This window comes from Paraburkholderia sp. CNPSo 3281 (assembly GCF_024206515.1).
In the GTDB taxonomy this organism is placed as follows: Bacteria; Pseudomonadota; Gammaproteobacteria; order Burkholderiales; family Burkholderiaceae; genus Paraburkholderia; species Paraburkholderia nodosa.
Genome location: NZ_JAMBPS010000004.1, coordinates 91,830 through 116,816 on the forward strand (window position 1 = coordinate 91,830; position 24,987 = coordinate 116,816).

General features: G+C 65.1%; 24 protein-coding genes and 4 pseudogenes. 7 read left to right on the plus strand and 21 right to left on the minus strand.

All coding sequences use genetic code 11. From position 1 onward, the window contains the following. Positions 1-150: 150 nt before the first annotated feature. The 3 genes from M3I56_RS06310 to M3I56_RS06320 all read right to left on the minus strand — a co-directional run bounded on the left by M3I56_RS06310 (position 151) and on the right by M3I56_RS06320 (position 3,378). A complete protein-coding gene (locus M3I56_RS06310; RefSeq protein WP_254353029.1) occupies positions 151-1,431 on the minus strand; it encodes an MFS transporter in 1,281 nt (426 codons plus the stop codon). A gap of 2 nt (positions 1,432-1,433) precedes the next feature. Further along, on the minus strand, positions 1,434-1,940 hold the full coding sequence (locus M3I56_RS06315; RefSeq protein WP_254353030.1) for a flavin reductase: 507 nt from the start codon (positions 1,938-1,940) through the stop codon (positions 1,434-1,436). A gap of 64 nt (positions 1,941-2,004) precedes the next feature. Then, complete coding sequence (locus M3I56_RS06320) at positions 2,005-3,378, minus strand: LLM class flavin-dependent oxidoreductase (RefSeq protein ID WP_254353031.1); 1,374 nt, start codon at positions 3,376-3,378, stop codon at positions 2,005-2,007. Positions 3,379-3,840: 462 nt separating this feature from the next. Here M3I56_RS06320 and M3I56_RS06325 point away from each other — a divergent pair, with 462 nt between their 5' ends. From M3I56_RS06325 to M3I56_RS06340, 4 genes are all read left to right on the plus strand, one after another. Continuing rightward, positions 3,841-4,167, plus strand: a complete 327-nt coding sequence (locus M3I56_RS06325) for a hypothetical protein (protein ID WP_254353032.1) — start codon at positions 3,841-3,843, stop codon at positions 4,165-4,167. 69 nt (positions 4,168-4,236) lie between these two features. After that, on the plus strand, positions 4,237-4,473 hold the full coding sequence (locus M3I56_RS06330) for a hexameric tyrosine-coordinated heme protein (protein WP_254353033.1): 237 nt from the start codon (positions 4,237-4,239) through the stop codon (positions 4,471-4,473). Between the two features lie 86 nt (positions 4,474-4,559). Further along, on the plus strand, positions 4,560-4,952 hold the full coding sequence (locus M3I56_RS06335) for a tautomerase family protein (protein ID WP_254353034.1): 393 nt from the start codon (positions 4,560-4,562) through the stop codon (positions 4,950-4,952). 276 nt (positions 4,953-5,228) lie between these two features. Beyond that, the gene (locus M3I56_RS06340; protein ID WP_254353035.1) at positions 5,229-5,795 is read left to right on the plus strand and encodes an XRE family transcriptional regulator; all 567 of its coding nucleotides are present in this window, start codon (positions 5,229-5,231) and stop codon (positions 5,793-5,795) included. A gap of 108 nt (positions 5,796-5,903) precedes the next feature. Here M3I56_RS06340 and M3I56_RS06345 read toward each other — a convergent pair. Together M3I56_RS06345 and M3I56_RS06355 are read right to left on the minus strand one after the other, a co-directional pair. Then, positions 5,904-6,352 (minus strand): annotated as a pseudogene (locus M3I56_RS06345) (amidohydrolase family protein); the annotation flags it as partial. A gap of 22 nt (positions 6,353-6,374) precedes the next feature. Then, a pseudogene (locus tag M3I56_RS06355) lies at positions 6,375-6,500 on the minus strand (LysR family transcriptional regulator); the annotation flags it as partial. A gap of 152 nt (positions 6,501-6,652) precedes the next feature. On the opposite strand from M3I56_RS06355, the gene M3I56_RS06360 reads away from it, so the two are divergent. Both M3I56_RS06360 and M3I56_RS06365 read left to right on the plus strand, forming a co-directional pair. Beyond that, positions 6,653-9,427 carry an HAD-IC family P-type ATPase gene (locus tag M3I56_RS06360; protein WP_254353036.1) on the plus strand — a complete coding sequence of 925 codons (2,775 nt, stop codon included), beginning with the start codon at positions 6,653-6,655 and terminating at the stop codon, positions 9,425-9,427. A 39-nt stretch (positions 9,428-9,466) separates the two neighbouring features. After that, the gene (locus tag M3I56_RS06365) at positions 9,467-11,209 is read left to right on the plus strand and encodes a Na/Pi cotransporter family protein (protein WP_254353037.1); all 1,743 of its coding nucleotides are present in this window, start codon (positions 9,467-9,469) and stop codon (positions 11,207-11,209) included. Positions 11,210-11,227: 18 nt separating this feature from the next. Here M3I56_RS06365 and M3I56_RS06370 read toward each other — a convergent pair whose 3' ends face one another. From M3I56_RS06370 to M3I56_RS06440, 15 genes and pseudogenes are all read right to left on the minus strand, one after another. Then, positions 11,228-12,748: an ATP-binding cassette domain-containing protein gene (locus M3I56_RS06370; RefSeq protein ID WP_254353038.1), complete on the minus strand. Its 1,521-nt coding sequence runs from the start codon at positions 12,746-12,748 to the stop codon at positions 11,228-11,230. Continuing rightward, entirely contained in the window at positions 12,745-13,671 is a 927-nt protein-coding gene (locus tag M3I56_RS06375) for a branched-chain amino acid ABC transporter permease (RefSeq protein ID WP_254353039.1), read from the minus strand. Before M3I56_RS06375 ends, M3I56_RS06370 begins: the two co-directional genes overlap by 4 nt. Positions 13,672-13,694: 23 nt before the next feature. After that, positions 13,695-14,570 (minus strand): branched-chain amino acid ABC transporter permease, encoded by an 876-nt coding sequence (locus tag M3I56_RS06380; RefSeq protein ID WP_028204494.1) that lies wholly within the window; start codon positions 14,568-14,570, stop codon positions 13,695-13,697. Between the two features lie 118 nt (positions 14,571-14,688). After that, positions 14,689-15,954 (minus strand): ABC transporter substrate-binding protein, encoded by a 1,266-nt coding sequence (locus tag M3I56_RS06385; protein WP_254353232.1) that lies wholly within the window; start codon positions 15,952-15,954, stop codon positions 14,689-14,691. Positions 15,955-16,198: 244 nt separating this feature from the next. After that, positions 16,199-16,645 (minus strand): lipocalin-like domain-containing protein, encoded by a 447-nt coding sequence (locus tag M3I56_RS06390; protein WP_254353040.1) that lies wholly within the window; start codon positions 16,643-16,645, stop codon positions 16,199-16,201. A gap of 56 nt (positions 16,646-16,701) precedes the next feature. After that, complete coding sequence (locus M3I56_RS06395; RefSeq protein ID WP_254353041.1) at positions 16,702-16,956, minus strand: hypothetical protein; 255 nt, start codon at positions 16,954-16,956, stop codon at positions 16,702-16,704. Between the two features lie 36 nt (positions 16,957-16,992). Next, complete coding sequence (locus M3I56_RS06400) at positions 16,993-17,391, minus strand: VOC family protein (protein ID WP_254353042.1); 399 nt, start codon at positions 17,389-17,391, stop codon at positions 16,993-16,995. Between the two features lie 66 nt (positions 17,392-17,457). Then, positions 17,458-19,023, minus strand: coding sequence for a methyl-accepting chemotaxis protein (locus M3I56_RS06405; protein ID WP_254353043.1), 1,566 nt, complete (start codon positions 19,021-19,023; stop codon positions 17,458-17,460). A 240-nt stretch (positions 19,024-19,263) separates the two neighbouring features. After that, on the minus strand, positions 19,264-19,704 hold the full coding sequence (locus tag M3I56_RS06410) for a CBS domain-containing protein (protein WP_254353044.1): 441 nt from the start codon (positions 19,702-19,704) through the stop codon (positions 19,264-19,266). Positions 19,705-19,875: 171 nt separating this feature from the next. Next, a complete protein-coding gene (locus M3I56_RS06415) occupies positions 19,876-20,898 on the minus strand; it encodes a DUF2891 domain-containing protein (RefSeq protein ID WP_254353045.1) in 1,023 nt (340 codons plus the stop codon). 10 nt (positions 20,899-20,908) lie between these two features. Continuing rightward, a pseudogene (locus M3I56_RS06420) lies at positions 20,909-21,244 on the minus strand (5-oxoproline transporter, DUF979 family subunit); the annotation flags it as partial. Then, positions 21,231-21,401 (minus strand): annotated as a pseudogene (locus tag M3I56_RS06425) (5-oxoproline transporter, DUF969 family subunit); the annotation flags it as partial. The pseudogenes M3I56_RS06420 and M3I56_RS06425, both read right to left, overlap by 14 nt. A 288-nt stretch (positions 21,402-21,689) precedes the next feature. Next, entirely contained in the window at positions 21,690-22,436 is a 747-nt protein-coding gene (locus tag M3I56_RS06430) for a 2OG-Fe(II) oxygenase (RefSeq protein ID WP_254353046.1), read from the minus strand. Positions 22,437-22,455: 19 nt separating this feature from the next. Next, on the minus strand, positions 22,456-23,007 hold the full coding sequence (locus tag M3I56_RS06435; RefSeq protein WP_254353047.1) for a methylated-DNA--[protein]-cysteine S-methyltransferase: 552 nt from the start codon (positions 23,005-23,007) through the stop codon (positions 22,456-22,458). Positions 23,008-23,034: 27 nt separating this feature from the next. Next, complete coding sequence (locus tag M3I56_RS06440; RefSeq protein ID WP_254353048.1) at positions 23,035-23,760, minus strand: 2OG-Fe(II) oxygenase; 726 nt, start codon at positions 23,758-23,760, stop codon at positions 23,035-23,037. Positions 23,761-24,003: 243 nt separating this feature from the next. Here M3I56_RS06440 and M3I56_RS06445 point away from each other — a divergent pair, with 243 nt between their 5' ends. Continuing rightward, complete coding sequence (locus M3I56_RS06445; protein ID WP_254353049.1) at positions 24,004-24,453, plus strand: ester cyclase; 450 nt, start codon at positions 24,004-24,006, stop codon at positions 24,451-24,453. Between the two features lie 192 nt (positions 24,454-24,645). Here the strand turns inward: M3I56_RS06445 and M3I56_RS06450 are convergent, their stop codons facing one another. Then, entirely contained in the window at positions 24,646-24,987 is a 342-nt protein-coding gene (locus tag M3I56_RS06450; RefSeq protein WP_254353050.1) for a Rieske 2Fe-2S domain-containing protein, read from the minus strand.

The following is a 24,987-nucleotide window of genomic DNA, read 5'->3' on the forward strand; positions in this document are numbered from 1 at the left end:
CCGCGTTAAGTTACCGCATGTCGTGGTTCTGTGGAAAGGTCCACGAACGGCGGGGCGCGTGGAACCACGCAGCGCGCCGCATCGCATCGCGCACGCCGATTGTTCAGTTTTCCTCTGCTTTTCGATTCCCGCGCGCCTGGGCCCTGCGGATCACCGACGCCCGCCCGCAAGCCGCACCGCATCGGGATGCCGCCGCAACCGCAGCATCGCGACACAGCCGAGCGCCGGCCCCACGGCCAGCATGCCGAAGCCGCCCCGCCAACCCACCCACGCCACCGCGTACGGCACGAGATGAATGCTCACGAGCGTGAGCAGAAACCCCGCGCAGGTCTGCGCGGTCAGCAGCGTGCCGACCGAATCCGGGTCGGCCAGTTCGGCCACGCTCGCTGAAAACTGCGCGGAATCGGCGATCACCGAGACGCCCCACACGAGCGCGACAGCACCCATCACGACGAGCGGCGCGTGAGCCAGCCAGCCCATCAGCGCGGCACACGTTGCGCTCGTCGCCATCGCGCCGACCGTGACGGCCGTGCGCCCCATGCGGTCCGCCAGCACGCCGCCGAGCCACGCGCCCGCCGCGCCGATCGCGATCACGCTGAAAGTCATCCATTCCGCGCGCGTGCGGGCGTTGGCCATGCCGCGCGCGACGAACGTCTGCTGCAGGAACAGCGCGAGCCACGCCCACATCGCGTAAAGCTCCCACATGTGGCCCAGATAGCCGAGATTGGCGAGCCGCAAGGCGGGCCGCCGCCACGCCTGCGTGACCTTCGCAAAGTCGATGCGCGTGGCGCGCCGGATATTCGGCCCGATGCCCGCAAAGCCGATCAGCAACGCGGCGCACGCCGCGCATGCCGCGGCGACGCCATAGATCGTGCGCCAGCCGAGCCCGCCCGTGGCCGCCAGCAGATGCGGGCTTGCCGAGCCGAGCGTGAGCGCGCCCACGAGCAGGCCGACGAGCAGACCGAGATCGCCTTGCGCCCAGGTGGCCGCGAGCCGCATGCCGACCGGATACACGCCCGCCATGCACATGCCGGTGATGAACCGCAGCGCGACGACCGCGCCGCCAACCGGCGGCAGGCACGCGAGCGAGGCTGTGGCCACGGCCGCCACGAGCGCGGAACCCGCGAGCAGCCGGCGCAGATCGTAGCGGTCGGGCAGCGAAAGCAACGCGGACGTGATGGTGCCGGCCACGAAGCCGCACTGCACGGCGCTCGTGAGCAAGGCTTCGTCGAAGGCGGCAATGGCGTGCGCCTGCTTGATGAGGGCCACCACGGTGCTCGACGAAAACCAGACGCCCATCGCCGCCACCTGCGCGAGGAGCAGCAACGCGAGCGATGCGGCCTTGCCGCGTTGCGCTGCGCCACGCCCTGGCGGCCCCGTTTCGTCAGAAGAACGAGAACCGGCAGCGCCTCGGGAAGGCGTGCCCGCCACGCTCAGGCCGCCGCGGCCGCATGCGCCTGCGCGAGCACACGATGAAACGCGCGGCCGAACCAGATCAGGCCGTCACGGCCGCCCACCATGCGCGCCGCCTTGATCTCACAGAAGAACACCGTATGCGTGCCGACTTCGGTCGTGCGCGCGATATGGCAATCGAACGAACTTACCGCGCCGCGCAGCGCGGGCGCGCCCGTTTCGAGCCGATACCACTCGGCGAGCGCGAAACGTTCGGCCATGTCCATGTCTTTCGTGGCGAAGCGCGTGGCCACCTCGCGCTGGTCGGCCGCCAGCACGTTCACGCAGAGCCGCCCGTTCGCGCGCAGGATCGCGTTGTTGCGGCTCGTGCGATTGATGCAGACGAGCAGCGTGGGCGGCTCGTCCGTCACGCCGCACACGGCGGACGCCGTGCAGCCGGCGCGCCCGGCGTCGCCATCGGTGGTGACGATGTTCACGGCGGCGCCAAGACCGGACATGGCGTCGCGAAAGAGGGATTTGTCTACCATATTCTTGCCCGCTTGCCGCGGTCTCCTCGTAGCGGGAATTCAGTGCCCGATTTTCATGCCTCGCTCATGCCTCGTTCACGCGCGCGCCGCGATACTGCGCTGCCGCGTGCGAGGCCGGCAGGCGCGCGCCGCCGGAGAGCTTTTCGCGCAGGGTGCCCTCACGATACGCGCTTTTATACGCGCCACGTGTTTGCAGCTCGGGCACCAGCAGTTCGACCACGTCGTCGAAGCATTCCGGCACCACCGTGCGCGAGAGATTGAAGCCATCCACGCCCGCCGTTTCGCTCCACTCGATCAACGTTTGCGCGATGCGCTCAGCCGACCCCACCCACGGCGCCTGGCGGCTGCCAAGCACCATCTGCTCGAGCAGCTTGCGGCGCGTCCATTGCGGCCCGGCGCTGCGCGTCATGGCTTCGACGTTGGACACGATCGCCTGGCTCTTGCCCGTCTCGATGGGCTCGTCGAGGTCGTAACGCGCGAAGTCGATGCCCAGCGACGCCGCCGCGTGCGCGAGCGCCGCTTCCGAACTCGCGTAGCGCCGGTACTCGTCGAACTTCTCGCGCGCTTCGCTATCCGTGCGTCCGACGATCAGCGTTGCGCCCAGAAAGACTTTCACGTCGTCGGCCGCGCGCCCGAGCTGCACGGCCTGCGCCCGAATGTCCCCGACGATCTCCTTCACGCCTTCCATCTTCTGACCATTGATGAACACGCACTCGGCGTGCGTCGCGGCAAAACGCCTGCCACGCGCGGACGACCCCGCCTGGTACAGCACCGGCGTGCGCTGCGGCGACGGCGCGCACAGATGCATCGCATCGACCTTGTATTGCGGCCCGCGATGATGAATCCTCCGCACGCGCGCGGGGTCGGCGTAGATGCCGCCGGCGCGGTCGTTGATAACTGCGTCGTCGTCCCAGCTCCCTTCCCAGAGCTTGTACACGAGCGCCATGTATTCGTCGGCCAGATCGTAGCGGTCGTCGTGAGCGTTCTGGCTGTCCATGCCGATGGCGCGGGCCGCGCTGTCGAGATAGCCCGTCACGATGTTCCAGCCGATGCGCCCGCCCGTGAGATGGTCGAGCGTGGACATGCGCCGCGCGAACAGAAACGGCTGCTCATACGTGAGATTGGCCGTCACGCCGAAGCCCAGATGCTGCGTCACCGCGGCCATGGCGGGAATGACGAGCGCGGGGTCGTTCACGGGCACCTGCACTGCGCCGCGCAGCGCGGCGTCGGCATTGCCGCCGTAGACGTCATACACGCCGACGACATCCGCGAAAAAAATGCCGTCGAAGAGGCCCCGTTCGAGCTTCTTCGCGTAGTCGGTCCAGTACTGGAGTTCCGTATAGCGGTTCGACTGGTCGCGCGGATGCGTCCACAAGCCTTGCTGAATGTGGCCCACGCAGTTCATGTCGAAAGCGTTCAGACGGATTTCACGCGGCATGGCGGCTCCTTTTCGGTGCGCTCGATGCCATCTACTATAGTAGACGAACGGATACTAATGAAACCTGGGATTGATCCGGTATTGCCGCGAAGGGCTCAGGCAAACGTCTCTTGCGGGGTTCACTGAATGTGATGCCACCCATCACGGATCGTCATTTGTCCCGGACGACCGGCTGGCGTATGTTTGCCGAAACGAAGCACCGCAGTTGGCGCGTGCCGGGTTCCGATCCGTGCAGCGCGGGCAGCGTGGTCCCGTTATTTCCTGACGATGCGATATTGGCAGATGAGCCGGCCTTCGCGTAAGCAGTGCTCGCTGACCGGGCGGCCAGTTGCCTCGGAAAAATACGCTGCGAGCGCTCGAGTGGCCCGAACACACCGAAGCCGACTCCGCTCGACGCCTATCTGGGAAGCCATGCGGTGGCAAAGGCACTCCTCACCGCCCACAAGCCGTTCCCGCGCAGCTATGGGTCACTGCCCTACTTCGGGGTTCTACCTGCAGTCGGAAATCCGCCGGCGCGTATCGCGTGCGCCCGCGCGGTTCCGTCTCGTTCTGCAGATCGCTCAATCCGGCGACAAGCTCGACGATCCGTCTGTAGCGTGGTCGAGCGCGCATCGCACCGTGGAACTGGGCACGATCTCGATCACGAAAGCGGCGGCGGACAATGAGGCGGCCCAACGTAGTCTGCTGTTCCTTCCCAACGCTTTGCCGCCCGGCATTGAAGTGGAAGATCCGATGATCAATGCGCGTTCCGCCGCCTACCCGGTTTCGTTCGCACGCCGCCAGCAATAATTGCGAATGTCGAAGCGTACTACTCAACTACGATTCATTTCGCGATCCTGAATAGATAGGTCCGTCAAGATGAATATCACACTGGTTCCCGGCAATACGCTCATCACCGCGACACCGGAAGAAGGGCGGCAACTCGCCATCAAGATGGCGCGGCTAGTCATCAAGACAACCCAGCCGGATGAGGCTATCCGGGAAAAACTGCGTGACGTGTATGCGAACGACGCGAGCATGCTGCTTCAGGTCGGGCACATCGTGGCGGCTGAGTTCGCCACGATTGCCGCAGCCAATCACTACTGGCGCGAATAACCAGTTTCAACTCGAATCCCGGCACTCAGGTCTGACCGCCTGGCCGAGTGCCACCCTGACGCTGTCCCACTCGAGGAGAAGTTCACATGCCAATGCTCAAATTCGACATCATCGAGGGCCGCACCGACGAACAGGTGCGTGCGCTCCTCGACGCCGCCCATGAGGCCATGGTGCAGGCCTTCGATGTACCCGCGACCGATCGCTACCAGAGCGTCTCGCAGCATCGTCATGGCGAGCTGGTGGTGGACGACACTGGACTCGGGTACACGCGATCGAAAGACGTCATCTTACTGACGGCGGTAAGCCGCAAGCGCACCGAGCCGCAAAAGGTCGAGTTCTATCGCCTGCTCGTCGAAAAGCTGCAAACCCAATGCGGCATTTCGCCGGACGACGTCATCGTGTCGATCGTCGAGAACGACGATGCGGACTGGTCCTTTGGCCGCGGGCGCGCGCAGTTCATCACCCGGGAACTGACATAACGTCGTGACGTCGGTGCGACCCTGGGTCGTGGCGGGTCGTTCGTCGTAAGCACTGGCCACCGCCGGAAGCCGGGGCCGCGCAAAACTGCGGCAACAGTCGCGCCGCATGACACGGGCCAGCGTGGATAGCCCGTGTCATCCGCCCTGCGCTGCCCGCTGGCGAAGCCAGGTCTCGCAGCAGCGAGAAGCCGTTCAAAATCTCCGCGCCAAAGCGATACGCCACAAGCAGGCCCGTATAATCGACTCACCCCTGCCCAGCCCGCCAATCTTCCAGGCATGAATCGCGCGCTCACCGACCCCACCTCCGCCATTTCCACGCGCGTGCGCATCGAGCGCGAATCGCGCGGCTGGTCGCTCGCGGACATGGCCGCGCGCTCGGGCGTTTCCAGGGCGATGATCAGCAAGATCGAACGCGGCGAAGCGAGCCCCACCGCTACCGTGCTCGGCCGGCTCTCGGGCGCCTTCGGCCTGCAGCTCTCCATGCTGCTCGCGCTCGCCGAGCAAACCGGCGAGCGTTTGAGCCGCGCCGCCGATCAGCAGATCTGGCAAGACCCCGAAACCGGCTACACGCGCCGGGCCGTCTCGCCGCGCAACGGCGGCATGCTCGACCTGGTGGAGATCGCGTTGCCGGGCGGGATTCGCGTTGCGTATCCGGCGTCGGCGTTCACGTTCCAGCATCAGCAGATCTGGGTGCGCAGCGGCACACTGGTATTCGAGGAAGGCGAGCAGGTTCACACGCTCGAAGCCGGCGACTGCCTGCAGCTCGGGCCGCCTGCCGACTGCGCGTTTTTCAATCCGGGCAAGGGCCCGTGCGTCTACGTCGTGGCGCTCGTGCGTCGCTGAATGCGAGTAGCCGAAGGTGAGCATTTGCTTATATTCTGAAGTCCTCAGGCGGTGACGGCATAGGGCCGCCGCCACACCATGAGAGACCGTCGATCAAAGCTGGAACGATCAGCCCTTCACCCGCGCCTTCACAATCTTCCCTCGCTGCAGCACATATTCGATCCGCTCGCCGTTACCGGCCACAACGGCACTTCCGCGCGAATGCGGAATTCGCCGGTCTGAAACGCGTGCATCTCGCCGAGCAGGTCGGACCCGAACCCCATCTGCACGCCGGCCTTAGCATAGACCTCCAGCGATTCGCGCCCCTTCTGCTGCACGGAAGCCACCTCCGCCACGATGGCGCGAATTTCATCTTCGGAGTACTGCGTATTGTTGATGGGGTCCGTGGCCGAGGCCACACCGCCCGACGCCATGATCTTGATCTGCGTGGCGCCCTTCTGGATCTCTTCGCGCACCGCAAGGCGCACCGCGTCTACGCCATCCACTGGCGCTGGCCGTCTTCGAGGAGCAGCAGCGTTTCGCCCGCCAGATCGGCAGGCGCGAGCGCGCGTCCCGCGAGATAGCCGGGCGAGCAAACGGGATCTGGCGGCTGATCGCGCTTTGCGTGAGGTGCAGTTCGGCAGCCGCACGCGTGAAGCTGGCGTGACGCACGGCGGCTTCGAACGCGACGAGGCAGGGCAGCGGCGGCAGCGGCGTGATGCGCATGGAATGACTCGGGCGGGTCGTGGCGGGAAGATGTTGCCATACATCCCGCGGCGGCGGCCCCCAACAAAACTGCGCGCGCACCAGGTTGCGCGTGCCTGTTGCGAAAAAAACTTACTATTGCGTTGAATCTCTGCGCAACCAAGGGGGCGAAGATGAGTTCTGCCGAGAATGCGGCAACAGGTGGGGGCGCAGTGCAGTGGCACGCCATGCCCGCTGCCGAGATCGAGCGCCAGCTCAACGTGAATCCGTCGCAAGGGCTCGATGTGGCGGACGCCGCGCAGCGCCTCGCCACCCATGGGGCGAACGTACTGCCCCAGGGCAAGAAAAGCGGCCCCTTCGTGCGGTTCCTTGCCCAGTTCAACAACGTGCTCATCTACGTGCTGCTCGCGGCGGGCTTCATCAAGCTGATGCTGAGCCTGTGGCTCGACGCCTCGATCATCTTCGCGGTGGTCATCCTCAACTCGCTGCTGGGCTTCCTGCAGGAAGGGCGCGCCGAGAAAGCGCTCGACTCGATTCGCAACATGCTCTCCGCGCAAGCGCGCGTGCTGCGCGCCGGCGAGGTACGCCTCGTCCCCGCCGACGAGGTCGTGCCCGGCGACATCGTGCTGCTGGAATCGGGCGACAAGATCCCCGCGGACATCCGCCTCGTGGAGGCGCGGAACCTGCGCACGGAAGAGGCGGCGCTCACGGGCGAATCCGTGCCTGCGGAGAAGAACACCGGCGCGGTGCCGGCGCAAGCTACCGTGGGCGACCGCGAGAATATGGCTTTTTCCGGCACGATGGTTCTCTCGGGCCGCGCAACCGGCATCGTCGTGGCGACGGGCAGCCAGACGGAGCTTGGCCGCATCAACCAGATGCTCGCCGAGGTCAGCTCGCTGGAAACGCCGCTGCTACGCCAGATCAAGAAGTTTGGATACGTCATCACCATCGCCATCGGCATCCTCAGCGTGCTGCTCTTCGCATGGGGCCACTGGCTCGGCCACATGACCTTCATCCAGCTGTTCCAGGCCGTGGTGGGCATCGCGGTCTCGGTGATCCCGGAAGGCCTGCCGGCGCTCATCACCATCACGCTCGCCATTGGCGTGCAGCGCATGGCGAAGCGCAACGCCATCATCCGCCGCCTGCCCGCGGTCGAGACGCTGGGTTCCGTCTCGCGCATCTGCTCGGACAAGACCGGCACGCTCACGCTCATGGAGATGATGGTCACCTCGGTCGTGACGGCGGATGCGCCCTATGAAGTGACCGGCGACGGCTACGCCCCCGTAGGCGACGTCCGCGCGGGCGGCAAGGCGCTCGGCGCCGCCCCGCCGGAAGTGCTCACGCTCATGGGCCGCGTATCCATCCTCTGCAACGACGCCGGCCTCTTCGAAGAAGACGGCAAATGGAAAGTGGAAGGCGACCCGACCGAGGGCGCGCTCTACCCGTTCGCCGGCAAGCTCGGCATGGACCGCGGCGCGGAAGCCGCGGCCGCGCCACGCATCGACGGCATTCCCTTCGAGTCCGAACACAAGTTCATGGCCACGCTGAACCGATCGGCGCAAGGCGAGATGCTGCTCGTGAAGGGCGCGCCGGAAGTGATCATCGAAAATTGCGACCGCCAGCAAACGGCGAGCGGCCCCGCGCCGCTCGACCGCGAGCGCTTTGCGCGCGAAGGCGAGCGGCTCGCCTCGCAGGGCGAACGCGTGCTGGCGCTGGCCTGGCTGCCCGACCCCGGCCTCGAAGTGGGCAACCTCGGCCCGCAGGACCTGCCGAAGACACTCGTGCTGCTCGGTCTAGTGGGCCTCATGGACCCGCCGCGCAAGGAGGCGATCGATGCGGTGCGCGAATGCCACGGCGGCGGCATCCGCGTGACGATGATCACGGGCGACCACAAGGTCACGGCCGCCGCGATCGCGGGCATGCTCGGCATCGGCGACGGCAGGACGGCCGTGGCCGGCACCGAGATCGAGGCGATGAACGACGCCGCCCTGCAGGAATGCGTGCGCGACGTGGATGTGTTCGCGCGCGCGAGCCCCGAGCACAAGCTGCGGCTCGTGAAGGCGATCCAGGCCAACCGGCAGGTGGTCGCCATGACGGGCGACGGCGTGAACGATGCGCCGGCGCTCAAGAAGGCCGACATCGGCGTGGCGATGGGCATCAAGGGCACGGAAGTCACGAAGGAAGCCGCGGGCATGATCCTCGCCGACGACAATTTCGCCTCGATCTCGGCGGCGGTGAAGGAGGGGCGCACGGTCTACAACAACATCGAAAAGGCCATGCTCTTCATGCTGCCCACCAATATCGCCCAGGGCGCCGTGATTGCCATCGCGATCCTGTTCGGCTTCGTGCTGCCGATCACCGCGCCGCAGGTGCTGTGGGTGAACATGGTGACGTCCGTCGCACTCGGCCTCGTCATTTCGTTCGAGCCTCACGAGGACGACGTGATGCAGCGCCCGCCGCGCTCGATCGACCGTCCTATCGTCACACCATTCGGCGTGTGGCGCATTCTCTTTGTCGGCGCCACGCTCGTGCTCTATACGCTCGCGGCATTCTTCTGGATGAAGTCGCAGGGTGTGCCCAACTCGATGGCGCGCACGGCCGCGGTCAACGCCATCACGCTGGGACAGGTCTTCTATCTGCTCAACAGCCGCTCGCTGATCAATTCGGCGCTATCGGTGCGCGCGCACATGGGCAACCCGTATCTCTGGTACGGGATCGGCGCTGTCGTCGTGCTGCAGATCCTGTTCACCTATACGCTGCCCTTTCACGCCGTATTCGATACCGAGTCCCTGCCGCTCTCGGCCTGGCTCTGGCTCGTGGCGGGCGCGATCCTCTTCTTCCTCGTGGTGGAGCTGGAAAAGCTCGTCATTCGCTCGATACCCGCGCTGAAAAAATCCGTGAGCCCGCAACAGCGCGGCGCGGCCACGAGGCAGTACCATGACGCGTAGAATCGTTTCGTCCCGTCTAGAGAGCGAGGGCCCAATGCCATGCTGCCTGGTGCGAACCTGAACCTGGTCGAGGTGACCGGATTGCTGGTGGGCGGGCTCGCCCTGTTCCTGTTCGGGCTGGATCTGATGACGGGGGCGCTCAAAACGATTGCCGGCGCGCGCCTGCAATCGCTGCTGGGTTCGCTCACCGCCAACCGGTTTCGCGGCGTGCTGGCGGGCGCGGGCATCACTGCGCTGCTGAATTCGTCGACCATCACCACGGTGCTGCTGGTGGGCTTCGTTTCCGCGCGGCTCATGACGCTGATGCAGTCCATCCCGATGATCATGGGCGCCAATATCGGCTCGACGCTCACCGCGCAGATCATCGCGTTCAATATCTCCGCGCTCACGCCGTTCATGCTCGGCGGCGGCTTCCTGCTCTATGGCTTCGCGAAGCGCGAAACGCTGCGCGAGCTGGGCGGCGCGCTGCTCGGCCTCGGCCTGCTGTTTCTCGGCATCGAGATGATGGGCAACGCGACCCGTCCGCTGCGCGATTACCAGCCGTTCATCGACGCGATGCAGAACATGCGCAATCCGCTCATCGGCATCGTGATCGGCGCGGTGTTCACGGCCATCGTGCAAAGCTCGGCGGCCACGCTCGCGATCGTGATCGCGCTAGGCAGCCAGGGGCTGATTCCGCTCGAATCGGGCATTGCGCTGATACTCGGCGCCAATGTGGGCACCTGTGGCACGGCGCTGCTCGCGTCGATCGGCAAATCGGCGGAGGCGGCGCAAGTCGGTATCGTCCACCTGATCTTCAACGTGCTCGGGGTGCTGTTCTTCGCCTTTGTGATTCCCCAGTTCGCCGATTTCGTGCGCACGATCTCGCCTTCCGCGCCCGAGCTGACCGGCGCTGCGCGCCTCGCGGCGGAAACGCCGCGCCAGGCCGCCAATGCACACACGGTGTTCAGCGTGTTCAGTACCCTCGTGCTGATCTGGTTCACCGGGCCGATTGCGAAGCTCGCCGAACGCCTGGCCCCGGCGCGGCGCGAAGGGTGGCAGGACCCCGGCGTGCCGCGCTACCTCGATGAAACGCTGGTCGAAATGCCGGCGCTCGCGATCGCCCGCGTGCAACTGGAACTGGCTTCGCTCGGCAAGCTCGTGCAGATTCTCGTCGAGCATAGCGCCAGGCTCCTTGTCGAAAGCTCCACGCAGGCGCTTTCCTCGGTGACGATCGAGGACAAGGCGGCGGACTCGCTCAGCACCGCCATACTCACCTATATCGGCAAGCTCTCCGACGCCGTGCAAAGCGACGACGAAGGGCGGCAACTGGTGGATCTCGCGCGGATTGCGACCTGCCTCGACGCCATCCGCGAAGTGGCCACCACGAGCATGCTCGCGCTGAGCCAGAGGCGCGCCGCGCAAAGCGCGGACGTGACCGTGTTGGCGAGCAACCCCGAGCTGGTGCAATTCGCCAGGTCCGTCCTCGAGCGTTTCACGCTTGCCGTGCAGATGATCGCGCACCCGGAGGCCGACGTCGTGACGAGCATCGTCAACGCCAAGCCGGAAATCGAAGGCCAGTCCGACTCGGCGCGCCAGCACATCATGTCCGCGCTGCAGTTGCGCAGCGAGGGCGCGGCGTTCCTTTTCCGCTTCGGCAACGACGTGATAGAGCAGTTGAACGAGGTGGCGCGGCTCTCCCGCGCGATCGCCAAGGCCACGCGGTGGCTGCACGACGTGAAAATGCTGGAACCGCAAAGCGCAGAGGCTGTGGCTGAGACCGCGGCTGAAACCCAGGCGTGAAGACGCGGTGCGTGGCCTTCAACGCGTAGCGCCCGAGGTCAGCGCGTGAGGAGCGCTGGTGGGCACCGCTTCGAGAAAGCCGCGCCCCATCTCCGCCTCGAAACGCGAAGCGCTCCCCTCCCAGACGATGCGCGCATGTTCCAGCACATAAACGCGATCCGCGTGCGGCAGGGCGAAGCGAACGTTCTGCTCGCCCAGCAGCACGGTAATGGGCGTGGACTGCTGCAGCGCATCCAGCGCCTTCGAAAGCTGTTCGAGGATCACGGGTGCGAGCCCGAGCGTCGGCTCGTCGAGTATCAGCAGCCTGGGCTGGGGCATGAGCGCCCGCGCAATGGCCAGCATTTGCTGCTCGCCGCCCGAGAGCGTGCGCGCGGTTTGGCGCTGGCGCGACTTGAGGATGGGAAAGAGGTCGAAGAGCCACGTGAGCTGCTTCTTGCGCACCTCGTCCGATAGATGATAGCCGCCGAGTTCGAGATTCTCGCGCACCGTCATGTCGCCGAACAGTTCGCGCGTTTCCGGGCATTGCACGAGGCCCGCGCGCGACACGGCCGCCCCGCTCATACCCTTCAGGTCGCGCCCGTCGAAGCGGATCGTCCCCTTGTACGGCAGCAGGCCGGAAAGAGCGTTGAACAGCGTCGTCTTGCCCGCGCCGTTGAGGCCGACCACCGAAACGAACTCGCCCTCGCAAACGTGGAGGCTCACGCCGTCGAGCGCGCATGCCTTGCCGTACAGCACGCGCAGGTCGGAGACCTCGAGGATGTCGCGCTTCGCCTCGCCCGCAAAGCTCGAGCGCTGACGCAGCTCCAGCTTGCCGCCCAGATACACGCGGCGGACCGTTTCGTTTTGCATCACTTCTTCAGCCGTGCCTTCGGCAACGTGCTCGCCAAGGTACATGGCGAGCACCCGGTCGGCGAGCGCTGAAAGGCTCTTGACGTTGTGATCGACCAGCAGCACCGCGCGGCCCTCCGCGCGAAAACCGCGAATCAGCTCGGAGAATGCCTCCGATTCGGCAACCGTGAGTCCTGCGAAGGGTTCATCGATGAGCACGACCTGCGGGTCGCGCGCAATCGCCTTCGCCATTTCCATGCGGCGCAGGTCCGCGAACGGCAGCGTAGCCGGATGCCGGTGCATGACGCCGGCCAGACCCACGCGCGCGGCAATTTCCTGCGCGCGCTGATGCACATGCGGCTCTGCCGCGAGCTTGACGAGCGAGTCCGGCAGCAGCGCGAGCTTGATGTGCTCCAGCACCGTTTGCCGATGCAGCGGGCGCGAATGCTGGAACACGATGCCCACGCCCGCGCGCGCAATGCGGTGCGGCGCCCAGCCGGCCATCTCCACGCCGTTCACCTTGACCGAGCCCGCGTTGGGCCGCTCGATGCCCATGATCAGCTTCATCACGGTCGACTTGCCGGACCCGTTGGGTCCGATCAGGCCCAGGATCTCGCCGGGCCAGATGTCGAAACCAATGTCCTTCACCGCGACGAGACCACCAAAGCGCTTGGTCAGCCCGCGCACCGAGAGCAGCGGCGTTTCGTTCATTGGCGTTCCTTCGTACGCAGCAAGTTGCCGAGCAGGCCGTCCGGAAAGAACAGCAGCGCCGCGAGCGCCACGGCCGCGACGACGAACGTATTGAGCTGGCCGAGCGGGCGCAGGAACTCGCCGGCCACGATCAGGAAGATCGATCCGAGCACGGCGCCGAGTATCGTGCGGCGTCCGCCGAGCACGGCCGCGATGATGATTTGCACCCCTACGCTCAAGTCCACCACCGTGCTCACAGAAGCCGTGCCTTGATAGAACACGAGCATCGCGCCCGCCACGCCCGAAAACACGGCGCTGATGCAAAAGGCCACGAGCTTGTGCCGCGTGACGTTGAAGCCCAATGCCTGCGCACCGGTGGCGTCCTGGCCGCTGGCCTGCAAGATGAGGCCGATTGCCGAGCGCGAGAGGCCGAACAGCAGGATCGCGCACACCACCAGAAACGCCAGCGCGATCCAGTAGTTGTGGTTGGCGTCGACGGACATCACGTCGGGCACCATCATGCCGATCTCGCCGCCCGTCACGCCCGCGAAAATCACGATGGCGTTCTGCAGCAGCAGCACCGCCACGAGCGTGACGAGGCCGAAGTACGGGCCGCGCAGCCGCAGCGCGGGCACCGCGAGCAGCAGGCCGCCCACCAGCGCGACGAGGCCGCCCGCAATCACGCAAACAGGTATCGGCAAACCCCAATGGGCGTCGATGATCGCCGCCGAATAGGCGCCGAGGCCAATCAGGAACGTCGGGCCGAAATTCACCTCGCCGGCGAAGCCGAACAGCAGATCCCACGACATCGCGAACACGCCGAAGTAATACGCGACCGTGAGCACGCCGAGGATATAGCCCGACATCCACCAGGGCAGGGTGGCCGCCGCGACGGCGAGCAACACGGCCACCCATACCCCACGCGAACGAAGAAGACCGGACATGTCGATGTGCTCCCTTCGCTCGGTTAGCGACGGCCCAGGAAGCCCTGGGGCCGCACATACACGACGAGCACCAGCAGCAGCAACGCCGGAAGCGGCCGCAGCGTCGGCGCGACGAGATACGCGGTGACGGTCTCCAGATAGCCGACCACATACGCGGCCATCAACGACCCGGAAACGCTGCCGAGGCCGCCCAGCACGACGATGGAGAACGCGCTCGCCGTGAGTTGACCGGCATTGTTCGTACTCACGCCGAGGAACGACGCCAGCAGCACGCCTGCAATGCCCGCCAGCACGCCGTAGATGGTCCACGCGAGTAGATAGATGCGTGAGAGTTCGAAGCCGAGCAGCGTGAGGCCGCGCGGATTCATCGAGGCCGCGAGCAGCGCCTTGCCCGCGCGCGTGCGATTCACGAACAGCCACAGGAGGCCGATCACTGCCCAGCAAACCACGGCGATCATGATCTCGTTGAACGGCACGCGCACGCTGCCGATCATCGCCACGCCGCTGATGAGCGGGCGCATCGTCACGGGGTTGTCGGTGAACAGCCAGGCCATGCCCTGCTGGATCATGATGCCCCACAGCAAGGTGCCGGTGAGCACGAAGATTTCCTTCTCTTCGGCCGGAATCGCGGCGGAACGCTGGATAGGCCGCACCACCATCAGATAGGTGACATAAGCCGTGACGAGACCGGCGACCACGCCTAGCAGCGTGCCGAGGTAGGTGCCGAGGCCCGCTTCGCCCGCGAGCATCCAGCCCATCAGCGCCGCGACGAGCATCACGCCGCCGTGCGCGAGATTCAATATGCCGGAGACGCCGAAAATCAGCGTGAAGCCGATGGCGCCGAGCGCGTAGAGCGAGCTGATGGCAAAGCCGTCGATGAGGATCTGCAGGAGCAGCATGTCCGGCCTTTCATGTGGGTTGGTCTGTCGCAACATGCGCCGTGCGGCCCATCGTCAAACGAAGGGCCGCACGGCGCGACGCACTACGACCAGGGCCTGTTATTAGCGTGAACGGGCCCTAGTTCGCGCTAGCCTGCTGGAGCTTGATGAAGGTCGGGAACTTGACCTTGCCGTTCGCAACGGACTTGGGCCAGATCGCGATCTGCTTGCCGCCCTGCCACTGCAGGTTGATGCCGGTGATGTAGCCCGGGCCGTACTTCAGCGCGTGTGTGAACTGGTCGTCCTTGCCGTAGAACTGCCAGCGCCCGATCGTGCCTACGTAATCCGTCTTCTCGAGCGCGGCGACCATCTGGTCCGGATCGGTCGAGCCCTTGTTGCGCTTGATCGCATCCGCGAGGATGTACACGAGGTCATAGGTCGAGAAGCCGCAATACGCAGGCGATACGCCGAACTTCTTCTGGTACGCATCCGCGAAGGGCACCGTCTTCGGCGTGATCGCCACGCCCGGCGCCGCGGCGGAAGCCGTGATCACGCCCTCCGTCGCGCCGTTCGTGTCCTTCCAGAAGCTCGTGGTCGTGGCCTGTGAGCTTTGTCCCGACATCGGGATCGGCACCTGCTGATCGTGCCATTGCACCGTCGGCTGCACGCCCACGTGGCTGATGCCCGTGGTGATCGTATCGGGGTGCTTCGCCTCGATCTGGTTGAAAATTGGTGTGAAGTCCGAAGTATCCGGATTGAAGCGGATATGATCCAGCACCTTGAGACCGGCCTTGGGCAGGCATTCCATGAAGCGCTCGTCGAGCGGCTTGGTCCATGCCGCGTCCTCGCTCATCACGACCGTCGACTTCATCTTGAACTGGCCGACGAGAATATCGTGTGAAAAATCGCAGATCGACTGCGCGATGAACGCCGACGTCATCCAGCCATGGAACGTGTACTTGTAGTGGTCGTAGTCGTCGTGAACGTGCTTCGAAATATCGTTGCTCGCAGCGCCCGGCGTAATAAAGGGCATTTTCAGGCGCGCCGACCAGGGTTCCATGGCGAGCGCCACTTTGCTGATATAGCTGCCGATCACGGCGACCACCTTGTCCTGGGTCGCGGCGCGCTGGAACGCGCGCACGCCGTCCGAGGCCGACGAGTGGTCGTCATACGCGATGATCTGGATGGGCCGGCCATCCACGCCGCCGCTCGCGTTGATCTCGTCCGCGGCGAGTTGAGCCGCCTTGCTGATCGAGGCGCCCGCCACCGCGGACTCCTCGCTGATCACGCCGATCTTGATCGGGTCCCCCGCGGCATGCGCGCCGGCCGCGAGGCCCAGCCCTGCTGCCACCATACCCGTCGCCGCTACGCGATGAAGGTTTCGCCACACGCCGTTACTGGACATCATGCATCTCCGATTCGCCAGGATCGCTGAGGAACATCTGCCCGCTACATTGCGGCTTTGAAGAATGTGCCCACAACGGTATCACCAGCCTTTGCGCGCTCAATCGGTACAAACGATGACAGGTAACATACTGATCACGTGCTGATTTCATGGTGCAAAGCGGCAAGAAAATGCGGTTCCCCGCGCGGCTGCGGACACAACGCGCAGCACCTCGCGCACGTTCGCGATCGCTGAACGGTGCCGTCTATTCGACCTTCACCCACACCAGTGCGGAAATGCATTCCTTACCCGTCACCGGGTTGCGGGCGGGCAGCGTCGTCATGTGCAGGGATTTGCCGTCGATTCTGAAACGGCGCAACTGAATCGTCCCCGTCCATGATTCGTTCCACGATGCGTCGACGTGGTGGCTCACCAGGTCGCCCTCGATGCTCCACGTCCCCGCGTATGCGCACGAGCCATTGAAAAGCGCGATGCGCTCGGCGTCGGTTGGCACGAGATCGGCTGGTGCGGTGCGGTTCTCCTCGAGCAGAATCGCATACATCCGCTTGTCGGCGCCGTAGTGGAGATAGCCGCAAGGATGAGCGCCGAACAAATCGGTCTTTTCTGCGGTGGCCAGATCTTCGGTGGTGAACGATTGCAGCTTCCATGTGCCAAGCAGCGCGGCGCTGCCGGTTTGCTTTGCTCGTGCCATGGCTTTCCCCTTCAGGACAACTTAAGCAGCACACTACGCCCCTGGAAACGAGACGCTTACTCGCGCTCCTTGCCCCAGCGCCAGCGAGGCGGCTCGCCCTTGAGCCAGCAGACCACCGAAAGCGCGAGCGTGACGAGTATCACGAGCCCCGTAAATGCGAACGGATGCCCATGCGGTTCAAAGCAAACGGCGACCAGACAGATCGACAGGACATACACGGCCAGCACCAACCAACCCTGCCAGGTGAGCGGAAGACCCCACCCCCAGCCATAACGTTTGGCTCGAAACCAGTATTTGCCAGTGCCTGTCATTTCGCCAATCTCCCACGCCTGACGTGATGCGCAAACTCAGGCCGATGCCGTATGGCACACGGCCTCGACCCGGTTGCCGGCCGGGTCGATGAGAAAGGCGGCGTAATAGTCGGCGTGATAGTGCGGCCGCAAGCCCGGATCGCCATCCGGGCGGCCGCCCGCCGCGACACCCGCTGCATGGAACGCATCGACCTGCGAGCGTGTAGCGGCCTTGAAGCACCAGTGCCGCTTGTTCGGCTCGATGGCGCTGGCATCCAGATAGATGGAAAGATACGACGACTGCGTTTCGGCTGCGTCGCAACGCTCGCCGTAGCCGAGCGCGTTGGGGCGGTCGTAGACCTTGAGCGCACCCAACGCATTCATGATCGCATCGTAGAAGGGGCGCGCTGCGTCGAGATCGGGCACGCCGATCGAAACGTGATCGAGAAGCTGCATGGTGCTGGAAGTCCGCAGTCGTGAATGCACGACTATAACCGGCGAACACACCATGCAGCGTGCGCGTTACTCCGCGCGACCGGTGCGGAACACCGAAACCGCGGCGTTGAGCCGGTGCGCTTCGTTTTCGAGCGACGAAGCCGCGGCCGTTGCCTGCTCGACGAGTGCCGCATTCTGCTGGGTCACGAGGTCCATCTGTCCAACGGCGACGTTGACCTGATCGATGCCCGTGCTCTGCTCCGCAGCAGCCGATGCGATCTCGTTCATGATCGCACTGACGCGCGCGATCGCTTCGACGATTTCGCTCATCGTCGAGCCCGAGCGCTCGACGAGGCCCGCGCCGGTCTCCACGCGCGAGGTCGACGACTCGATCAGTTCCTTGATCTCCTTGGCTGCCGCGGCGCTGCGCTGCGCGAGCGAGCGCACTTCGCTCGCCACCACCGCGAAGCCGCGCCCTTCCTCGCCCGCACGCGCCGCTTCCACGGCCGCGTTGAGCGCGAGAATGTTGGTCTGGAACGCAATGGCCTCGATCACGCCGACGATCTCGCCCACGCGCCGCGAGTCGCCCACGATGTCCTGCATCGTGCCGACCACTTCGCGCGAGAGCGCGCCGCCCTGCGCGGCGAGGCCGGATGCACCCTGGGCGAGCGTGCTGGCCTGGCGTGCGTTTTCGGCGGTCTGCTTGACGGTGGAGGTCAGCTCTTCGATGCTCGCTGCCGTTTCCTCGAGCGAGGCAGCCTGCTCCTCGGTGCGCTGCGAAAGATCCGTATTGCCCGCGGCAATTTCGCTCACGCCCTTGTCGATCGACAGCGCGCCTTCGCGCACGCTGCTGACGGTCTTGATGAGTGCATCCTGCATTTGCCGCAGCGCGGCCTGCAGGCGGCCCATTTCGTTGTTGCTCGTCGTCTGCACCCTGCCGCTCAGGTCGCCGGCGGCGATGCGCTGGAACTGCGCGATGGCCGCGTCCACGGGATGCACGATCGCGCGCATGAGCGCCGCGCGGCCAATCCACGCGAACAGCAGTGAGAGCACCATGCCTACGCCCACCGCGATGCTCACCGCATTGAAGCGGTCCTGCGCTTCCTGGTAGCGCTGCGCGCCGAGGTCGATCTGGCGCTTCTCGAGCACGAGCATCGCCTTCTCGTAGCTGCTGTAGAGCGACGGCAGCTTGTGGCCCTGCAGTTCCTGGAACGCGGTCTTGTCGCCGGCCTTGAGCGCCGCCAGCGCCGGCTCGACGCCATCGTGCAGGAAGCTGTTGCGCCTGGCCTGCATGTCGGCGATGAGATCCTGCGCCTCACCTTCTCCGCTCGCAATCGACAGATAGTGGTCCAGACGCTCGTTCGAGTTCTTCAGGTACTGGTCGTAGCGCTTGAGCACCGCGTCCGCGGCATCGTGGTCGCCGAGATCGGAAAGCGATGCGTTGGTGGCGAGCGCGAGGCGCAGACGCAGCAACTGGCCGGCGCTGCCTTCGAGGTCGGCGACTGCGGGCGTATTGACGGTGTACATGGTGCGCAGCGACTCGTTGCCCGCTCGCATCGACAGGAGTCCTGTGGCGGCGCCGACGATCAGGACGATGCCGAAGAAGGCGATCATCAGGGTCAGGCTTGCGCGTATCGACAGCTTGTGAAGCATTCCTGGTCTCTCTCACGTGGGGCGCGCGGCTCTGGAGGCCGCGCGTGTCCCAGTCGTTTTTTATCGAATGTTCCGGTGCGCTTACCCAGTGCAGCCCAGGCGTCCAGGCTGTTTAAGCGCCCAGTACATAACAACGGCAGGAGAGGTTGCGAACTTTATGGTTCGCAGCAAAGAAGTACGACCGTTAGCCACACTTCGTCATACAGACCAATATGTGGGATGTGTGCGAGTCAATCCGCATCACGCGCTGGCTTGCGCTGCACCCGCCTCGCCCTCGTCCATCGGCACGAGATAGCGCAGCACGTCGCGCCAGCTCACGATGCCCACGGGGCGAAATTCGGCATCCACGATGGGGATGCACGAAATCTTGTTGGAGAGAAAGAGGGCCACGGCGTCGGAGAGGCTCGACTCGGGCCGCAGCGTGAGCGGCTTGCGGCTCATGATCTGGTGCACGCGCTTGTTGAGCGTGCCGAGGTCGCGCGCGGATTCGACCACGCTGTCGATGAACGGGCTGATCGCGCGCAGCAGGTCGCGATCGGAGACGACGCCTTGCAGCTTGCCCTCTTCGACCACGAGCAGATGGTGAAAGCTCGCCTCGGCGAAGATCTCGCGCACGGTCGCGAGCGTGTCGTCGAAACCGATGGTGACGACACGGCTCGTCATGAATTTCTCTACTTGCATACCTTCCAGACCTGAATGGGTTCGACGTCCCGAGCCGGCCGATGCGCAGCAGATTCCGGCGGCGGCTCGGGGCTTCAGCCCGTTATATCGACCGCGGGCGCGTAAATCTTCAGTCTGGAAAGCGGCGTGGAGCACGCGCACACGGCGCGCCCCACCTGTTTCATGCTTTTGTCATGCTTCGAGCGCGAGTGTCGCAAAGGTGGCGAGCCAGTGCTCGCCCATATAGTCCCCGGCCACGTGATCGAGCGCGTTGGCCAGATGCAATTGCGCGGCCTCGTTGAGGACGGCCGCGCGTGCGTCGCCCTCGGGCAATGCGCGTGCAAGTGAGCGCTGACACCACGCGCGGCTCAGGTTGAGCCCGTCGAGGTGGGCGATCTTGCCGTCGCTGCGGTCGGTGACGGTGGCCGGCGTAAAGAGCGTGACCGGCTCTTGCACCGCGAGGTTGGGCAAAAAGCGCGTGAACCACGGCTCGAAATCCTGCGCGCGCAGGACGCGGCTCATCAGCAAGGCCACGCTCAACGCGGGCGAGAGGAATTCGTCACCGCCCGGCTCCCACGCCTGGCAGCTCGCGTCGTTCGCGTGCCAGCGCGTGGCGGTGTCTTCGATCAGCGTCGCCAGCGCCGGACGCGAGGTGGCTTTCGCGAAGTCGTACGCGAGCGTGAGCGCGAACGCCGTATTGAAGTGAGTGCCCACACGCAACGGATAGGTCGCCTTCGGCAGGAATTCCTCGAAGCGCTCGACGAACCAGTCGGTGAGCGGCGCCAGCGCCGCCTGCCAGCGCGCGGCCTGCGGCAGTTTCATCGACGCAACCAGCGCCTCGACCTGCGCCGCGAGCGCGAGCAGCCACGCCCAGCCATAAGGGCGCTCGAAACCGCGGTTGTGCGCGAGCGTGAGGTAGGCCATCTCACCGGCCATCTTCTTGGGCGTGAAGTGCTCGTCGACCACGGCGACGATCTGCGGCCCCTCGGGCAAGTCGGGAAAGCGCTCCAGCAGATGCAGCACGAGCCAGTAACCGTGCACGCACGAATGCCAGTCGTAGCTGCCATAAAAGACCGGGTGCAGCGCGCGCGGGCCCTGCACGTCCTGCGGGCCGTCGAGGGAGTGAGTCAGCTTGTTCGGGTACTCGCGCGTGAGGTGGGCAAGCGCGAGCGAGGCGAACTTCGAGGCATGGGCAGCGGTGAGGTGTGTGGTCATCGTGAGCTCATCAGAACCGGAAAACGAAGGCGTACATCAGCAGCGTGTTGACGACGAGCAGCAGCACGGCGGTCGGCCATTGCGCCTTGATCACGCCGTTCTTGTCGCTCAATTCGAGCAGCGCCGCGGGGACGATGTTGAAGTTCGCGGCCATCGGCGTCATCAGTGTGCCGCAGAAGCCCGAGAGCAGGCCGATCGCGCCAGGAATCGCCGGGTTGCCGTGGAACTGATGCACGATCAACGGCAGGCCGATGCCGGCGGTCATCACCGGAAAGGCGGCGAACGCGTTGCCCATGATCATCGTGAAGAGGGCCATGCCGAAAGTGTAGGCGGCCACGACCGCGAACCTCGGCGAACGCCTTGCCGAAGGCGCTGACGATCTCGACCGTGTGCAGCCCGCCCGCAAGCCCCGTTGCGATGCCCGCCGCGGTCACGACGAGCAGCGCGTTCAGGCGCAATGCGAAGCCGATCACCACGATCGGCACCCCTATCAAAACCAGCATCTCTCCTCCGCCTTATGTCTTTCCGCCGGTCTCGTGGACACGACAGCGCGGGCGCGCGCTTCCCCATTGCGCCCGATTCAGCCCGGGAATCTATCACGACGATTTATCGATAAATAGTCGATAAAATCTTTTTAAGGGAAGTCCCTGGGCGATGTGCATCGCATGAAGGCGAATCGATGCCGCCGCGGCGCGGCGCGGGTCGGGGGTTGGCAGGCTTGACAGTTAGTTGCATCTGCCGCGCCGGATTTGCAGACCTGCGCGCGCCTCAGCGCGACTGCGCGGCAGAGATCAGGTGTTGAGATCGAACGCGCGTTGATCGTTTGCCGCTTGCGGCGCTTCGTGGAACGACAACTCGACGCCAATGCGCTCGCCGCTGCGCACGCGGCTGATGGCGTGCCGAACGTTCACCCGGTAATACGCGCTGCTGCCCTTGAATGGCCGCTGGGCCGTGGCGATGATCGCCGCGTCGCCCAACCCGAGCGGAACGACCGTCGGGCGCGACTGCATGCGCGGACGTTGCTCCGTCAGTACCAGTTCGCCGCCCGTGAAGTCTTTCCCCGGCGCCGAGAGCAAGGCGACCACTTGCAGCGGAAATACGTGCTCACCTTCACTGCGTTGATGGAGCGCCAGATAGTCGTCGGTGCCTAGCTGGTTCAAATGCGACTGCACCTGGGTCTGCCCCGCTCGCCGGTTGCGCTCCAGAAATGCATCCAGATCCTCCGGGAATCGATAAAGCATGCCAAGCATCTCGTTCCATCGATTGGCGATGGGCGCCAACTGACGATAGAGGTCCGCACGCCATTGCGCCCATGGCTGCGACAGAGCAGCGCCGAAATACAGCAAATCGCCACGGCCGAGATCGAGCGAATCCAGCGAAACGCGGCGCAATGCGTTCGAGGCAAGGGCCTCGCGCGCGAGCATGCGGGCTTCCTCCGTGCCGGCTAGCCGAGGCAGTACCGCATAGCCTTCGCTGTCCAGTTGCGCGGCGATTGCGCTCCAATCCAGCTTATCGAACGTGTCGGCAGATAGAGTCATGGGCGAGGACATATTCGTTTCAAAAGCCTGGGAGCGTTGCCGTCTGCGGAAGCTCGCACGTGGCGGGAATCGCCTTCTCGTGTTCGAGCAGCCAGCGCTTGCGATGCAGGCCCCAGGCGTAGCCCTTCAACTCGCCGTTGCTGGCAATCACGCGATGGCACGGCACGACGATAGCGATGGGATTTGCGCCGTTCGCCGCGCCGATGTCGATCGCCGCGCGCGGGTCTTCGAATCCCAACGCTTTTGCGAGCTTGCCGTAACTGGTGGTGCTGCCAGCCGGAATCTGGCGCAATGCGGCCCAGACCTTTTCTTCCAGGTCCGAACCCGCCATGACGACCGGAAGAGGATCGAGCGCGTTCAATTCGCCCGAGAAATAGCGCGTCATGGCGTCGGCAATCGAAGCCGGCGCGACGGCGTCGATCAATTCGGCACTGCCGTGGCGTCCGCGCAAACCACGATGCAGGCGCGAGCGGTGATCGGAAAATTCGAGCGCATGCAGCCGCTGCTGCGCATCGCTCACCAGCATGAGGTCGCCGAGCGGCGACTCGATATGGCTGAGAAACAGTTGCATGATGCGTTCCTTCGCGTCGTGCGCGCGCTAACGTGAATCGTGAAAAATCAGGCCGACGGTATGACGCTTGCCGCTGCGCACGACGCTCACGCCGTGCCGCATGGCGACCCGGCGCGTGCCGCCGCGCCGGTTCGCAGCCGGCCGCTGGTTGACGGTGAACAGCACCGCGTCGCCCTGCTCCAGCGGAATCACTTCGGCGCATTGACCGTTCGACGCGCTCTGCGTCATCACGAACTCGCCGCCCTCGAAGTCGACGCCGGGCCGTGAGAGCAGCATCGCCACCTGCAGCGGAAACACGTGCTCGCCGTAAAGGTCCTGGTGCAGGCAGTTATAGTCGCCCGGACCGTATGCGAGGATGAGCGGTGTCGGGCGCGTTTGCCCCGCGCGGTGACATTGATCGAGAAAGGCGTCGAGATCGGCCGGGTACTGCGTGTCGATCCCCAGTTGCCCGTTCCAGCGGTTGGCGATAGGCGCGAGGTACGGATAGAGCGCATGCCTTAACCGCTGAAGCAGCGACGGCAGCGGATACGCGAAGTACTTGTATTCCCCGCGCCCGAAATTGTGACGCGCCATGACGATGCGCGAGCGAAAGCCATCGTCCCTCGCGTACAGGGCGGCAAGCTGCGCGCACTGCTCGGGCCTGAGCACGCGGGGCAGGACGGCATAGCCGCGCGTGTCGAGTGATCGCTCGATCTCGACCCAGTCATATGTTCCGGATTCCGGCTTCTCTGCCCGCATGGCTCCGGTTTTCATCGCGTGTGTCCCTCCTTTCGCAAGCGGCATTTTCGCCGATCTCGCCTACAGACCCACGATACGCCTACGAGTCGCGCGTTCCGATCCGAATGTTGCGCTCTAATTCGGCGCGCGCCACCGCGTGAATGCCACACGAATGTCACGGCAAGAAACGGGTATCTGCGCGGTTTGCCGGTCGATATCGTTCATTTCAGGCGGAGCAATCCTGCTTCGCCATGAATCGAGATCAGCAAGGAGTCGAACATGTCGATGGAAGAGGACAACAAGGCGATCGTTGGCCGCTGGTTCACGCGTTTCTGGGGCGAAACCTGCGACCTCAGCGTCGTCGACGAGCTAGCCGCGCCGGACATGCTGCTCAAGTATTCGCTGCACGAGCCGCGCCGCGGACGCGAAGACATCAAGGCGTTCATGACCGGCTTTCGCGCGGCATTCCCCGATCTGAACTTCTGGGGCGCCGCCGGCCTCATCGCCGAAGGCGAGTTCGTGGTGGGTCAGTGGGAAGGCGGCGGCACCCATTCGGGCCCGGCGTTCGGGGACTTTCTCGCGGGATCGTTGCCGGCGGCGAGCGGCCGCAAGATGCATTTCACCGGCACGACGGTGTTGCGCCTCAAAGACGGCAGGATCGTCGAGGAGATCGGGCTCGACGACGGCGTAACCGCGCTCACGCAGCTCGGGCTCATCAAGCGGGCCTGACCGCGCCACCAACGCAACGTTTCACATAGGGAGTCGAATCATGTCACCGCTTGCTCCGCTCCTCCCCCTTCACGCGCTCGCCGCTCAGCGCGGCGACGGGCTGCGGCCTGAACTTCTCGCACTGTTCTTGCGCCATGTCCAATCCGATGCCGGACTCAGCGCGAGCATCGATCCCCCGTGCGTGGAAGACAGTCAGGCGCCGCCGCAATGCGCCACGACGTTGGACTGCGCGTCGAGCCACACGGGAATGGCATCGAGCTTCGCGCCGGCGCACGGGCCTTCGATGCACTGCCCGTCTTCGAAGCGAAACAACGCGCTGTGATGCGCGCACATGATCACCTGTGCGCGATACGTCGGCACACGGCCAGGCTCGTAGTCGAGCGGCACCGAGAAGTGCGGGCAGCGGTTCGCGTACGCCCATACTTCACCGGCCCGCCGCACGACGACGACCGGCCGCCCCGCCAGCGCGGCGTCGATCACGCGCGCGCCGCCGTCGGGCACGTCGTCAAGGCAACACAGGCTCACGGTCAGCAT